Raw genomic sequence first — 13,516 nt, forward strand, 5'->3', positions numbered from 1 at the left:
AAACCTCGTAACATGCACAATCATGATACACATTATAAAATAAATTTTATTTAAGGAAAATATTTATATTTTTTCTAAATATAGAGTAAGAACCGATTTGTAGTTAGACAACCGAACGATAAAAAAGTTTCATGAAAAAATAAATATTTTCTCATGAAACTTTTATTGACTTATAAATTTAGCTCATCTTTTTCTAAAAGTAACTTTTGCTGAAGGTTTCTGTATATCCCTTGTTTTTGCATAAGTTGCTGATGGTTACCTTGTTCAACAATTTCACCTTGTTGAATAACTAAAATTTGATCGGCATTTTCAATAGTTTTCAGACGGTGTGCAATGACAAAGCTAGTGCGACCACGCATTAAATGCTGTAACCCTTTTTGAATATCGACCTCTGTTTGCGTATCTACGCTAGATGTCGCTTCATCCAATATTAAAATATCAGCATTTTCTATAATGGCACGTGCAATGGCTATAAGCTGTCGTTGCCCTTGACTTAAATTAGCACCGCCTGCCTGCACAGCTGTATCATATCGCGCTGGGAGATACTTTATAAAATTATGCGCATTCGCAATTTTTGCCGCTTCCTCCACCTCTGCATCCGAAGCATCTAGCTTGCCAAAGCGAATATTTTCACGAATCGTACCAGTGAATAAATAAGTATCTTGTAACACGACCCCAACGCGCTCTCGAATCGTTGTCATCTTGTAGTCCTCAATATTATGACCATCAATAAGAATTTCACCAGCATCCACATCATAAAAACGAGTTAGTAGGTTAATTATTGTTGTTTTTCCTGAGCCAGTCGGACCAACAAGTGCAATGGTGTCCCCTGCCTTAGCATGGAAATTAATATTTTTTAGAATAGGTTGATTTGGCAAATAGCTAAAGGAAACTTGATGAAATGCAACTTCCCCTTTCAAGCTTCGACTATCAATTGCATGCTTTTTATCCGCGACTTCCGATGGTTCGTCTATAATTTCAAATACTCGTTCTGCCCCTGCAATCGCTGATTGAAACGTATTCAATAAATTCGACAGCTGATTCAATGGACGGAAAAATTGACGAGTGTATGTGACAAATGCCGCGATTATCCCGACAGTCACTACCCCTTTGACCGCTAAAAATGCACCAGTACCGATTACAACAGCTAGCCCTAAATTATTCATAAAGTTATTGATTGGACCTAATAAGCCTGATGTAATTTCTGCGCGTTGTGCTGAGTCGCGTAGGTTGTTATTTTGTTTACGGAACGATTCAATCGTTTGTTGCTCTTTACCGAAAAGTGTAAGTACCTCCGCTCCCGTAATCATTTCCTCAATTGTTCCATTCAGTTTGCCTAAATCACGTTGACGTGCTGCATAGTTTTTACTACTACGTTTAACAATTTGCTTTGTAGTGAAAACAATTAAAGGAATAATGATTAGTGTCACAATGGCTAATTGCCAGCTAAGTGAGAACATCGCAATACTAACACCGATTACTGTTAAAATGGACGACACGATTTGAGTCACACTTTGTGCCAATGCTGTATTTAAATTATCAATATCATTTGTTACACGACTCATTAAATCACCAAGTGCACGTTGATCGAAAAATTTCAGTGTTAATGTTTGCAGTTTTTTAAATAGGTCCAGGCGTAATGTACGAATTGTCTTCATCGCCACTTGAATCATGACATAAGTTTGTAGCCAAGCGAAAATTGATGCTACTGTAAAAATACAAGCTAGCACAATACCGAGTCGTATCGTACCTGCAACTTGCTTTTTCATAATATAATCATCAACAATATGTCCGATCAAATAAGGTCCTGCCAAACTTAAAAATGTAGAGGCGATAACAAAAAATATCGAAAAGAACAGCCCTACTTTTTGTTGTCTGATATATTGCCATACACGTAAAATTGTTGTTTTTTGGTTTTTGGCCTTTTCAGCAGGTCCACCCATACGTGGCCCACGTCCAAAATTCATTTGCTTTGGTTGATTTTGACTCATTGTTGTTCACCAGCCTTTTGCTGTGAAGCGTAGATTGCTTGGTATGGTTGGTTACTTTGTAATAATTGTTGATGCGTACCTTGACCAACAATTTCGCCATCCTCTAACACTAAAATAAGATCTGCCTGTTGGATGGAAGTAATTTTCGACGCGACGATAAATGTTGTCGTTTCTTGAAAATGCTCGCTTATCGCCTGCTGCACATGCTTTTCAGAAGCGCTATCAAGAGCAGATGTGGTATCGTCCAAAACTAATATAGCTGGCTGTCTTACAAATGCGCGTGTAAGGGCTAACCGTTGCTTCTGGCCGCCAGATAAATTCGTTGCGCCCTGTGATAGTTCATGCGCTAGCCCTCGTTCAAGCTTCTCAACAAATTCAGATGCACATGCCCCTTCGAGAGCCTGATTTAATTGTTCTTGTGTCGCTGCTTCCTTACCGAGACGAATATTTTTTTCAATTGAGCCAGAAAAGAGTAGCGCTTTTTGAGAGGTAAAACCAATATGTTCACGTAATGTGGTCAATGCATATTGATTTAGCGGTTTACCATCAAGCAGAATGCTACCACTAGTCGGATCAAATAGACGTGGTAATAGCTTTACAAGGGTCGATTTACCACTACCCGTTTTACCAATGAGTCCAACGGTTTGCCCTGCCTTCACCGAAAACGTTATATTTTTTAATACATCTTCTGACGTTTCATAATAACGATAGCTTACATTTTGAAATTCGATTGTTCCTTGAATAGACGAAGTAATTGGCTGTGCTGCTTCTTGCACTGCTACTTCCTTGTTCAGAACATCAACAATACGCTCGCCAGATGGAAGTGCACGAGCAATTTGCATTAACACCATACTGGAAGACATTAGCCCATTTAAAATAATTGTTAAATAGTTAATAAAAGCGAGAATTACACCAACTTGCAATGTGCCTGCTTCAACTTTAATAGCACCAAGCCAAAGTGCTGCAACAATTCCGAGGTTCACTACAAACATTGTAAACGGTACGAGCACACCTACAATTTGTTCAGCCGTAATAAAACGTTTTGTAAGTGCATCATTTAGATCTCCGAATTGCTCTACTTGATGTTTTTCACGACAAAAAGCCTTTACAACACGAATTCCTGCTAAATTCTCCTGCAGCTTCGTATTAACCCCGTCAATTGCCTCCTGTACTTTACGATATAAAACTCCAGAATACTTAGTGAAAAAATACATTGCGATAATTAAGATTGGTACAATTACAAGCAATATTGAAAATAACTCGCGTGCCGTTACAAACACGATGACAACCGCACCAATAAATAACAATGGTCCACGTACAAAAATACGAAGCGTCATCATAAACGCACGCTGAATACTTTCCACATCACTTGTTAAAATTGTAATCAGCTTGCCAGTAGTAAACGCATCCCGTTCTTTTGCCGAATAGGTCATCATTTTCTCATATAAAGACTGACGTATATCAGAGGCAAAATGAATGGCTGCCTTTGAGCTATAAATAGAGCACCCCAGCCCCCCTACTAATCCAAGTACAGCACTTATAAGCATGAAAATAAACATTTTAAATACATATGGATTGTCATTATTCGCAATCCCTGTATCAATCATATGTTGCATAATAGTTGGCTGGATTAAATCCATCGTTACCTCAAGCACCATTAAAAGGGGTGCAATAAGCGTAAAAAATTTATAAGGCCCTAAAAAGCGCCCTAACTGTCTAACTGCCTGCATTCTTTCGTCTCCGTTCCTTGGAAATCACATTCGCTATTCATTATAACTGAAAATCATTCCCAATTGGCACATAATTTTTCGAGTCACGTAATATATACCTCTGCTTAATAAACGTTACCCCCTTTTTTACATCGTTTCCTGAATTAACAAAATGACAAAAAATAATCATCTTCAATATCCTTTTTCAGTTAATATTCAGTTCATAAACTTAGTGTATTATCCGTTTATGAATAATTTTTTGAAGAAAAAAGAAGGGCATTTCTATGAAAGTTCATTACTATGCAAAACTTACTGTGACTTTATGAAGGAGGAATAATTTTGGAAGAAATGAACAACAGAGCAGGAATATTGCGCAACCCAGAATGGGCCATCGAAGCAAAAGGTTTAGTTAAAAATTTTGGCGATCATCGGGCTGTTGACAGTGTAGATTTAAACGTCCGTGCTGGCAGTATATACGGTGTGCTTGGTCCAAATGGCGCAGGCAAAACAACAACAATTAGAATGCTGGCAACCCTTTTACGCGCGGATGCTGGTACAACACGCATCTTCGGCTATGATGTGGTGAAGGAACCACATATTGTTCGTCAATTGATCGGGGTGACAGGTCAATATGCTTCAGTAGATGAGTCGCTTAGTGCTACAGAAAATTTAATTATTTTCTCTCGACTACTCGGACTAGGGCGTGCTGATGCACGGAGGAAAGCTGCTGAACTGTTAGAAGAATTTGGTTTAACAGATGCTGCAAAACGTCCATTGAAAAATTTCTCTGGAGGTATGCGACGAAGATTAGATTTAGCAGCAAGTCTCATCGCTCAGCCTCCATTAATTTTCTTAGATGAACCGACAACGGGATTAGATCCACGAACACGTAATCAAATGTGGGATACTATTCGTCGATTGGTAGATATGGGCTCAACCGTACTTTTAACAACCCAGTACCTTCAAGAAGCCGATGAATTGGCAGACAGAATAGCTGTTATTGATCATGGTCGAGTAGTTGCTGAAGGAACAGTCGATGAACTAAAAGCATCAGTCGGTACTTCAACACTGCATTTAAGCATTCAAAATCCAAACGATATTAGTGATGCTCGTCAAATAATTGAACATGTACTTAAAGTTCCTTCAACGATGACTTCTAGTATAGGAAAGATAACCGCCCCAATGACGAACGCGGACCTCATTACAGATTTACTTATTGCCCTTAGACAAAAAGGAATCTTATTAGACGAGATGAGTGTGCAAAAGCCAACATTAGATGAGGTATTTCTAACGATTACTGGTCATGGTGTACAGGACAATACTTTTTCAGAGGCTAATGAGGTAGGTGGTGCAAAACGATGAAAAATTCAATGATAAAACAACATGGCGTACGCCAGCTGCTTAACAGAACGAGCTTACGTCAATCACTAAATAATTCATTAACAATGGCTTATCGCGGCATTTTGAAAATTAGACGCACACCTGAACAATTATTTGATGTAACATTACAGCCGATTATTTTCACTTTAATGTTTACGTATATTTTTGGTGGTGCCATCTCTGGTGACGTTCAAAGTTATTTACCAGTTATTATTCCTGGCATTTTAGTGCAAACAGTTATTACGACCTCAATCGTTACTGGTGTTCAATTACGTGAAGATATGGATAAAGGGGTTTTTGACAGGTTTAAATCTTTACCGATTGCACGTATTGCCCCATTGGCTGGTGCGTTACTAGCTGATACGATTCGATATACAATTGCAACTGTCTTAACGTTTTCGATGGGTTATATCATGGGATATCGCCCAGAAGGTGGTTTAGGTTTTGTTGTGCTAGCAGGTCTTCTTGTCATCGTTTGTGCTTGGGCTATGAGTTGGATTTTTGCCTTCTTTGGTGTCATTGCACGAACTGCTTCAAGTGTACAGGGAATTTCAATGCTCGTATTGTTTCCGCTGACGTTTTTGTCCAACGCTTTTGTACCAGCTGAAACATTACCAAACTTCTTGCAATGGTTTGTGAAGATCAATCCTATTTCTCATCTAGTCACTGCTGTCAGAGAACTAACTAATGGTGGCACTGTCGGTTGGGATTTAAGTGCGTCTCTTATCGGAGCTGCAGTTATTGTAGCAATTTTCGCACCAATTACGGTCCGTGCTTATATGCGTAGAACTTAAAAAATTTTTTGTATCATAGTAACTCAAATTGGCTTATTGTAGCGTGAAGACCTACTTACTGTACGCATAAAATTATGCCGCAACCCTCGCTTCTTCTGCGGGTTGCGGCTTTACAATTTACGAATTTTCAGAATCGTTTTAGTGACTGGCACTTTTCGAAATTTCGAGTAAACAATTTTTGTGCCAAATGCTCTTTTTCTGGATGTATGCCTAATAATATTACAGCACAAGGTCCAGCTGATTTCTCAATATCCAACGAAGTTTTTACTTCGGAATGACCGAAAAGTCGTGAAAATTCTGCTTGTAGTCCTTGCGAGCCTACTGGCCAAACTTGCTGTACAATTTCTTCCCGCCATGCATGAAATATTGGCTGGAGCTGCGCAACATCTTCAGGTTGTTCAAGCACTTCTTTACCGACAAGTGGTAGTCCATACGTGTACCACATCAGTTTTTCACATTGAACAGGTATTTTTTGATGTACCTGACCTAGCATTGTGATCGATAATCCCGATTGCAATGTTGGCATGTTCGATTCTGAACTACCAGCTATCGGAGGACAAAGTAGCCCTACTTCTTCAAAAACTTGTTCGATTCCCGCGACATAGCGTGTCCATGATGCATCGCCCGAAAAGTTAGCAAGAATTATATGCATAGGTATCGCTCCTGCTGCAAGTTGCTCTAAAAATGTAACACGCGCTGTTAAATAAGCTGTTAACTTGTCAGATGCAAAGACGATATCTTGTGATTTTTCACCAATTGCTGCTGCATTGTCCGTTGTGGCAATAAGTTCCCCTACTTTTACTGCATTTCTCAATTCACTCGCCCCTCCTTACGGACAAACACTTTCGAGAGAATAGGCATGACAACAGCGACAATAACAAGATTAATGACTGTTGCCATGAAAATACTAGCTAACGAACCCCAGAAAAATGCTGGGCTAATAATGAAATAAAAAGGAATTGGCGCAATGACACCATTTAGAAAAAGTGCTACTGGCCATTTCCAAAAATGCATGCCTCGTTTGTGCATAACACCAAATATCCAAACGACAAGAAACATTTCAGCGGCAATAATAATATGCAAAGGTCCATATGGAAACCCAGAAGTCATCGCTGTAATAATATGTCCGATGAACCCCGCTGTCCCTGCTAGAGCAGGTGACAAAAACACTACACTCAAAAATGCTGGCGCTGAGTCTAATGCAGCCGATGATACGATTGATGGGATTTTAATGACTGCACCAACAGCACAAATCGCCGCTACCATCGCTGTGAGTGTTATACTCATTAATTTTTGTCGATCCATTCCATTTCCTCTTTTCTAAAAATAGTGAATGCCCCTCTCGGGAATTGTATCTAATCTTTTAATTATTTTATACGTTCTGCAATGCCATACCAAATACGGTTAACTTGACTTGCTTCTGCAAATAACGCCTGATACAAACGACCACAAGTGTCTCGCAATAGTCGTACCTGTTTTTCCATTGGCACAACGCCACGCCCCATATCGGTAACAATAATATACAAAGGACAGCTTTCTTCAAGAGTTTTAAGGTTTGCCAAAATATTTTCGACAATCACCTCATCCTCCTCAAGATTTTGCTTAATGAGCCATTGTTCAAGATTTTTAATAATCAGTGCATCACAAGTAGGTGCAACCTCTGGTATAAAACCATCTATCACTGCTATTTTTTGCTCCTTAAGCAACTGTGTTACATAGGCGGTTTTTCCATTATAGGCTCCTCCGATAAAGATATGCATCTCGCGCCCTCCTTCCAAGCCGCTCTAGAAAACGTTAATGTATACATTCGATCATGTGGTACTTGATATGACCAGAAAGGCTTTTGTTGTGGTGCAAATGCTACAAGTAACGCTCGTACAACTCCACCGTGCACGACGAGATAATAATCGTCATTATCTTTTGGTAATGCCAAAAACCCCGCAATCACCCGATTACAAAATAAATCAAACGGTTCTCCGTTTGGTGGTGATATAACAGTCGGGTTATCTAGCCATGTACAGTAACGTATGTCCGACTTTAATTCATCATATGTTTTACATTCAAAATCACCGAAATTAGACTCCCGAAATCTCGCATCTGCAATATAGCGAGCGTTTGGAAAATAACAAGATGCCGTTTCTTGACACCGACGTAAGTCACTGCCATATACCTTTTTTACACCATCATTGAGTATAGGAAGCGTCGTAGCATTTGCTAATGGGGAATCTGTCCAGCCAATATATCGCTTCTCTAGATTTTCTTTAGTTGGCGCATGTCTCATTAAGCGAACAGTAACAATGTCACCCATAATACTACCTCCATTCCTTCAATGGATGCTCCCAGTAAATCTCCTGATACCCCACCGAAATTGCGTACTGTAAACTGACGAAATAATAAAAAGGCAGCGACAAGTACTGTAATAAGCACGAATGGCAAGCTTGAAAAGCCTATTACATAAAATACGCCACAACTAGCAAGTAATAGTGTCATTATCATAAAACAAGCTAAAACACGATGGTTTAGTTGTGTTTTAAAAAAATAGGCAAGTCCTTTTTCCTTCGAGCATTGTAAAGATAGAAAATAAAAGCTCATCCCTACCCGTGTCAATAAAGGAATAAAAACAAGCATCCACAAGGCTAGTTTGTTCTGTACAAAAAGTTCATGAAGCACAACAAATTTCCCTAGTACTAAAAATAAGACAGATAAAACACCGAATGCTCCAACACGAGGATCATCTAAAATTTCAAGACGCTTCTCGCGATCTCGATACGAAAAATAAGCATCTCCCATATCGATAAAGCCATCTAAATGCAAGCCGCCTGTAAAAAACGCGAACAGCCCAACAATCATAAATGTTAATAAAAGTTCACTGCTCGATGTCCATTCTGATAAACTAAAGATTATCGCTGCAACGACAGCACCCATAAGTGCACCAATCCACGGTAAAAAGGCGAACATCCCCATAATTGTTTTTTTAGATAGAGGAATCTCTTTATGTACAGGCAAAACCGTAAAAAATTGAAATGCGAGCAATATGCTATGCCAAATAGTTTTCATTGCCTTGCCTTCTTTCTTGTAAGTTATCTTCAATTTTCTTGCACACAACACTAAGTTAGTTGCTAAACATCTAATTCATTGCTCACTTATTTCCATTTCTTAACGATACCATAATTAATCTCATATGCCTCGTACGCGACAGAAACGAACCATTGATGTAATGTACCGAGCATTTGCCTGTACAATTCGACCTCTTCGTTTTCATATGGCGGTTCATCAAAAAGCTCATTAGAAACGACAAAAAGCGTCACCTTTTTGTCAAGTAACGTTTGCACTGAACTTTTCATATTCCTCAGCTTTTCCTCTAAACAACCAGGCTTCTCCACACAAGGTGTGCCTCGATCAAACCCCTCATAAAAGGCATTTGTCAGCCAAGTCGTTACACAGTCCCATAGTACGACATCGTCCTCAACTAAGTTATCGAAAACATTCTGTATTTGATAAGGTGCTTCAATCGTATGCCACGCAATCGCTTGTTTTAGCCGATCAGACTGGTGGCGAACTATGCGTTTTTCCATTTCAACGTCCATTGCCACACCTGAAGCTATATAAATAAGTCGTTTATGGATTGAGTTATTATGTTGATAGTGCAAAACAGCTGCTTTCTCGGCAAAGTGAGACTTGCCACTGCGGACACCACCTGAAATAAAAATTAGCGGCACTGTTCTCACCTCTCTATTGTAAATGTTGTGTACTGCCTATTTCCTCGATGTGCCAACTTTCTTCTAATCGATCTATGATTGTTACGCTAGTTCCTTCGATGTATGGTGCTGACCATAGCTGATCAATACCACGCCCTAATATTGCATTAATAATGCATTTAATTGTAACTGCATGGGACACAATTAAAATATGTTCATGTGGATAAATTTTTGCAATATTTTTTAACGTATACATGGCGCGTTCTGTCACTGCACCAAAGCTTTCCGTATGCGTTGCGACGAATTGTGCTGGATAATTTGTATAGAGCTCGTAGTCAAATCGATTTGTTGCCATAATGTCCTCAACAGTTTTCCCTTGCCAATCCCCTAAAAAAATTTCACGTAAATCGTCCTCATAGTGCATTGCAAGTTCTCGACCAGCTGTTAAATAGCGAGCTGTTTCTCTTGCACGTTCACTAGTGCTACTATAAGCAACTGTAAACGGAATATCGATTAAATGTTCTGCAAGTTTTTGGGCATGTAAAATGCCCATTTCTGACAAAGGTGAATCTAACCACCCTTGTAATCGTTGCTCCTTATTCCATACTGTTTCCCCATGTCGAACTATATAAAAAGTCGTCACTTTTCTCACCCCTTATTTGCTTTAAACCACGCTTGTAAACAGTTTTGTAAATAGGTCATCGCTGTTACATCCTTTATTCCAATTCGGAACCATTCCCCGTTTAAGCCCTTAAAATTTTTTGTATGTCGCAGGACTACCCCTTCAGCTAAACAATAGCTGAAAAATGTATCAGCTTGCATACTTTCGGGCAATGAAAAGCAAACATAATTCGTAACACTATTCGTTACCAAACACCCATTTTCTATTAAAAACTGCTGTAACCTTTCCCTTTGTTTCGTTGCATAGCTAATGGCTTGCTGACAGTATTCATGCTCGTCCAGACAACCTGCACCAATAACGAGTGCAAATGCATTGAGATTCCAGTGAGACAGCATGGCTTTTAACTCACAAACAATGGTCTTGCTCGCTATTAAATAACCTAGTCTTAATCCAGGAATCGCATACATTTTCGTCATCGACCGAACGACAATTACATGTCCATTATTAGCAACAAAGCCAATCAACGAATAGGCTTCATTGACCCAGTCGATAAATGCCTCATCAAAAACGAGCTCACAATCTACTTCCGCTCCATATGCTATTAAGCGCAGCAGGTCCTCTTTCTTCGGTAATACACCTGTTGGATTATTAGGCGTACAAATATATAATGCATCTGCAATAACCATTTCTTGATAAAGAAGCTCCATCGGTAATGTATAGTGAATAAAATCATCGACTACAACCGACACAACGTCTGCTCCCGCTGCCTTTAATGTTCGTTCGTATTCAGAAAATGTTGGATGCACAACTATCACACGTTTGTTGGCATAACGTCTTGCTAAAACGCTAAATAATTCGGACGCCCCATTTCCTAAGACGATAAAATCTTTTTCAATGTGATGGAATTGTGCCACCTTTGTTAAAAAGGGCTCTCCATCTGGATCTGGATAACGCTGAATTAATGGATAAAAAGTTCGCCAACGTGCCTCAACAAATGCAGGAGGCCCTGCAGCATTTACATTTTCACTATAATCATAAACCTCTGTAGGCATCGTTAGCCCAAGCTGATGATAGACATTTTGCGGATTTGCTCCATGATTAGGTAATTGCAAAAATGAACACCTCCATTGCTAACATAACGAGCGTAAAGAGCACTGTAGCTACACGCATATGAATAATAGAAGTTGCAATATGCTCCTTCGTTAACGGTACGTACTTTTCACCCATAGTCGCCCTGTATGAAGCAACTCCTTGATATGTATTTTTCCCACCTAGTTGAACACCTAGCTGAACGGCTGTTGCTGCTTCCAAATAACCACTGTTTGGACTTGGATGTTTTTTCGCATCCTGTGCCCAACGTTTTAAACGTTTGCCAAGCGTTACAGAAGTTTCATTTTTTGTTCCAAGTACCATTAATAATCCCGTTAAACGACTTGGAATAAAATTCAGGACATCATCAAGCTTCGCTGCGAACATTCCAAAGTCTTTATATTTTTCATTTTTATAGCCAATCATCGAGTCCAACGTATTGACTGCCTTATAACCCCATAAGCCAATGGCACCAAATAAAAACGCATAAAAAAGTGGTGCAGTTACACCATCACTTGTATTTTCAGACACCGTTTCAACAACGCCACGAACAATTTCATCCTCATCAAGTCGTTCGGTATCTCGTCCGACAATCCACGATAACTTTACACGCGCTTCTGCAAAATCCCCTTTTACGAGAGGGTCATAAACAGCTAAAGCTGCTTCCTTTAAGCTGCGTTGAGCCAATCCAATACCTATTAGTATTCCTTCTACTAGAATACCAAACACGATGCTTACTTGATAACTGACTATTAAAATAATCGTTACTACAAACATCGTCGTACCAACAACAGCAAGCGCCATTACCATGCCACGCACTTTGCGCATTTTACCCTTGTTCCATAACGTGGTTTGTGCTTGAATTAGTTTACCAATCCAGCGTACAGGATGTGGCATTTTAGGAGGGTCCCCGACAACTAGATCAAATAGTAAGCCAATAATACAGGCAATCATTAATAAAATCATTGAGGATTCGCCTCCTTATCTTGTTGATATTTTTGAATGGCCTCTCGCATCGTTTCATAAACACCATGGCCAATTATTTTCCCTAACATTGTTATAGGACCTGCGTATTGATGGAAATCGCCCTCTTCTGTTGATGCAATGAGTAAACTATCCGTCGATGTGCCAGTTGCTTGTGTACCCGTTGTAGGGTCTACTATATTTTCATCTATAAGTGCCTTCACTTTTGCCTCTGTTGTTGAAATCATCGCTTGAAATAATGCCTCATCCGATAGTTTTCCATTGATCAGTACCCATGTATTAATAGTTCCTGCGTGATACTGCTCTTGACGATGGAATGCACGTGTAATATCGACTGCATTTCCTAATCCCGCTGTAATCATTACGACAAGATGAATACCTTCATATGTAAATTCACGAATAATTGCAAAACATGCATTAACTGCTGTCATCATGGCAACCGTATTGCTAATAGGGTAGCCCTCTAATTGCAAAAAAGAACGTAACTCCTGGTGTGGTTTACGTTCATCATATGTTTTAGGCACAGAACGATTTAGCAGATGTGTATAATAACCAAAACCAGGATTATGCATTGCTGATGATACAACTTTCATCGGCGTCGCTGTTTGAAAAGCAACATACTGATCCATTATTTTTATATCCTCTTTACGAACGATTGTCATCTACTCACCTCCTATAATCTTTACTAGAATCACTCATTTATCTTTTTATGGAGCTCGCATGTAAAAACCTTACTACAAATAAAAAAACAAATTCTTACTAAGAAGAATTTGTACTGTTCATTCTTAAATTATGAATACACTGCAAATTTGAACCTTCTGAATTTTTCGTATAGTACAGAAGCGCAACTTCATCGTACTGAATATATTTATTTTCTTAAAAATTGTATCATAACTTTGTCGTTTACAACATTCATTTTCATGATATTTTTCTTATTGCTTTTGTTTTAAATTTTTAAATCGAATAATTGATCCTGCAATAATAAAGACCCAACCAATACCAACAAAAACAACTTTCATCGATTTCGTCGATGCTGGTAATATGTCCATAATTGTTAAACAAACAAATAAAATCCCAATTACAGATAATATCATTCCCATTGAAAAACTTTTCAAATCTATGCCCTCCTATCTATGTACGCAATCGATTTTACAGCATTACTGCATAAAAGAAAACTCTATTCCTTATAGTATTGTTAGAAAAATCATCCATCGTGAAAATTACAATAAAAAAATGAAAAAGCTGCCTC

Annotated in this window: 15 protein-coding genes; 2 read left to right on the forward strand and 13 right to left on the reverse strand. The window is 38.9% G+C overall.

Going from position 1 to position 13,516, the window contains the following annotated elements; genetic code table 11:
- Positions 1-170: 170 nt before the first annotated feature.
- Entirely contained in the window at positions 171-1,991 is a 1,821-nt protein-coding gene (locus tag FH508_RS13715; RefSeq protein ID WP_172771851.1) for an ABC transporter ATP-binding protein, read from the reverse strand.
- Positions 1,988-3,721 carry an ABC transporter ATP-binding protein gene (locus FH508_RS13720; RefSeq protein ID WP_172771852.1) on the reverse strand — a complete coding sequence of 578 codons (1,734 nt, stop codon included), beginning with the start codon at positions 3,719-3,721 and terminating at the stop codon, positions 1,988-1,990. The genes FH508_RS13715 and FH508_RS13720 overlap by 4 nt, the downstream gene beginning before the upstream one ends.
- 327 nt (positions 3,722-4,048) lie before the next feature.
- Here FH508_RS13720 and FH508_RS13725 point away from each other — a divergent pair, with 327 nt between their 5' ends.
- The gene (locus FH508_RS13725) at positions 4,049-5,062 is read left to right on the forward strand and encodes an ATP-binding cassette domain-containing protein (protein ID WP_172771968.1); all 1,014 of its coding nucleotides are present in this window, start codon (positions 4,049-4,051) and stop codon (positions 5,060-5,062) included.
- Positions 5,059-5,874, forward strand: a complete 816-nt coding sequence (locus FH508_RS13730; protein WP_172771853.1) for an ABC transporter permease — start codon at positions 5,059-5,061, stop codon at positions 5,872-5,874. Before FH508_RS13725 ends, FH508_RS13730 begins: the two co-directional genes overlap by 4 nt.
- A gap of 127 nt (positions 5,875-6,001) precedes the next feature.
- Here FH508_RS13730 and FH508_RS13735 read toward each other — a convergent pair whose 3' ends face one another.
- From FH508_RS13735 to FH508_RS13785, 11 genes are all read right to left on the reverse strand, one after another.
- Positions 6,002-6,688 carry a hypothetical protein gene (locus FH508_RS13735; protein WP_172771854.1) on the reverse strand — a complete coding sequence of 229 codons (687 nt, stop codon included), beginning with the start codon at positions 6,686-6,688 and terminating at the stop codon, positions 6,002-6,004.
- Entirely contained in the window at positions 6,685-7,179 is a 495-nt protein-coding gene (locus FH508_RS13740) for an ECF transporter S component (RefSeq protein ID WP_172771855.1), read from the reverse strand. Before FH508_RS13740 ends, FH508_RS13735 begins: the two co-directional genes overlap by 4 nt.
- A 62-nt stretch (positions 7,180-7,241) precedes the next feature.
- On the reverse strand, positions 7,242-7,634 hold the full coding sequence (locus tag FH508_RS13745; RefSeq protein ID WP_172771856.1) for a bifunctional adenosylcobinamide kinase/adenosylcobinamide-phosphate guanylyltransferase: 393 nt from the start codon (positions 7,632-7,634) through the stop codon (positions 7,242-7,244).
- A complete protein-coding gene (locus FH508_RS13750) occupies positions 7,586-8,182 on the reverse strand; it encodes a histidine phosphatase family protein (protein WP_172771857.1) in 597 nt (198 codons plus the stop codon). The genes FH508_RS13745 and FH508_RS13750 overlap by 49 nt, the downstream gene beginning before the upstream one ends.
- Positions 8,155-8,931: an adenosylcobinamide-GDP ribazoletransferase gene (gene cobS / locus FH508_RS13755; RefSeq protein WP_172771858.1), complete on the reverse strand. Its 777-nt coding sequence runs from the start codon at positions 8,929-8,931 to the stop codon at positions 8,155-8,157. Before cobS ends, FH508_RS13750 begins: the two co-directional genes overlap by 28 nt.
- Positions 8,932-9,017: 86 nt before the next feature.
- Complete coding sequence (locus FH508_RS13760; RefSeq protein WP_172771969.1) at positions 9,018-9,593, reverse strand: bifunctional adenosylcobinamide kinase/adenosylcobinamide-phosphate guanylyltransferase; 576 nt, start codon at positions 9,591-9,593, stop codon at positions 9,018-9,020.
- A gap of 13 nt (positions 9,594-9,606) precedes the next feature.
- Positions 9,607-10,215 carry a histidine phosphatase family protein gene (locus FH508_RS13765; protein ID WP_172771859.1) on the reverse strand — a complete coding sequence of 203 codons (609 nt, stop codon included), beginning with the start codon at positions 10,213-10,215 and terminating at the stop codon, positions 9,607-9,609.
- Between the two features lie 5 nt (positions 10,216-10,220).
- Positions 10,221-11,306 carry a pyridoxal phosphate-dependent aminotransferase gene (locus FH508_RS13770; RefSeq protein ID WP_172771860.1) on the reverse strand — a complete coding sequence of 362 codons (1,086 nt, stop codon included), beginning with the start codon at positions 11,304-11,306 and terminating at the stop codon, positions 10,221-10,223.
- Positions 11,293-12,249 carry an adenosylcobinamide-phosphate synthase CbiB gene (cbiB, locus tag FH508_RS13775; protein ID WP_172771861.1) on the reverse strand — a complete coding sequence of 319 codons (957 nt, stop codon included), beginning with the start codon at positions 12,247-12,249 and terminating at the stop codon, positions 11,293-11,295. The genes FH508_RS13770 and cbiB overlap by 14 nt, the downstream gene beginning before the upstream one ends.
- Positions 12,246-12,929, reverse strand: coding sequence for an adenosylcobinamide amidohydrolase (locus tag FH508_RS13780; RefSeq protein ID WP_172771862.1), 684 nt, complete (start codon positions 12,927-12,929; stop codon positions 12,246-12,248). Before FH508_RS13780 ends, cbiB begins: the two co-directional genes overlap by 4 nt.
- 270 nt (positions 12,930-13,199) lie before the next feature.
- On the reverse strand, positions 13,200-13,382 hold the full coding sequence (locus FH508_RS13785) for a hypothetical protein (RefSeq protein WP_172771863.1): 183 nt from the start codon (positions 13,380-13,382) through the stop codon (positions 13,200-13,202).
- Positions 13,383-13,516: the final 134 nt, after the last annotated feature.

It is taken from the genome of Lysinibacillus sp. CD3-6 (assembly GCF_006351725.2).
GTDB lineage: Bacteria > Bacillota > Bacilli > Bacillales_A > Planococcaceae > Lysinibacillus.

What these genes read in the sequence shown, in the direction of transcription:
- FH508_RS13715 (WP_172771851.1), bottom strand. Translation starts at nt 1,991, where the DNA reads ATGAGTCAAAATCAACCAAAGCAAATGAATTTTGGACGTGGGCCACGT.
- FH508_RS13720 (WP_172771852.1), bottom strand. Translation starts at nt 3,721, where the DNA reads ATGCAGGCAGTTAGACAGTTAGGGCGCTTTTTAGGGCCTTATAAATTT.
- FH508_RS13725 (WP_172771968.1), top strand. Translation starts at nt 4,049, where the DNA reads ATGAACAACAGAGCAGGAATATTGCGCAACCCAGAATGGGCCATCGAA.
- FH508_RS13730 (WP_172771853.1), top strand. Translation starts at nt 5,059, where the DNA reads ATGAAAAATTCAATGATAAAACAACATGGCGTACGCCAGCTGCTTAAC.
- FH508_RS13740 (WP_172771855.1), bottom strand. Translation starts at nt 7,179, where the DNA reads ATGGATCGACAAAAATTAATGAGTATAACACTCACAGCGATGGTAGCG.
- FH508_RS13745 (WP_172771856.1), bottom strand. Translation starts at nt 7,634, where the DNA reads ATGCATATCTTTATCGGAGGAGCCTATAATGGAAAAACCGCCTATGTA.
- FH508_RS13750 (WP_172771857.1), bottom strand. Translation starts at nt 8,182, where the DNA reads ATGGGTGACATTGTTACTGTTCGCTTAATGAGACATGCGCCAACTAAA.
- cobS (WP_172771858.1), bottom strand. Translation starts at nt 8,931, where the DNA reads ATGAAAACTATTTGGCATAGCATATTGCTCGCATTTCAATTTTTTACG.
- cbiB (WP_172771861.1), bottom strand. Translation starts at nt 12,249, where the DNA reads ATGATTTTATTAATGATTGCCTGTATTATTGGCTTACTATTTGATCTA.
- FH508_RS13780 (WP_172771862.1), bottom strand. Translation starts at nt 12,929, where the DNA reads ATGACAATCGTTCGTAAAGAGGATATAAAAATAATGGATCAGTATGTT.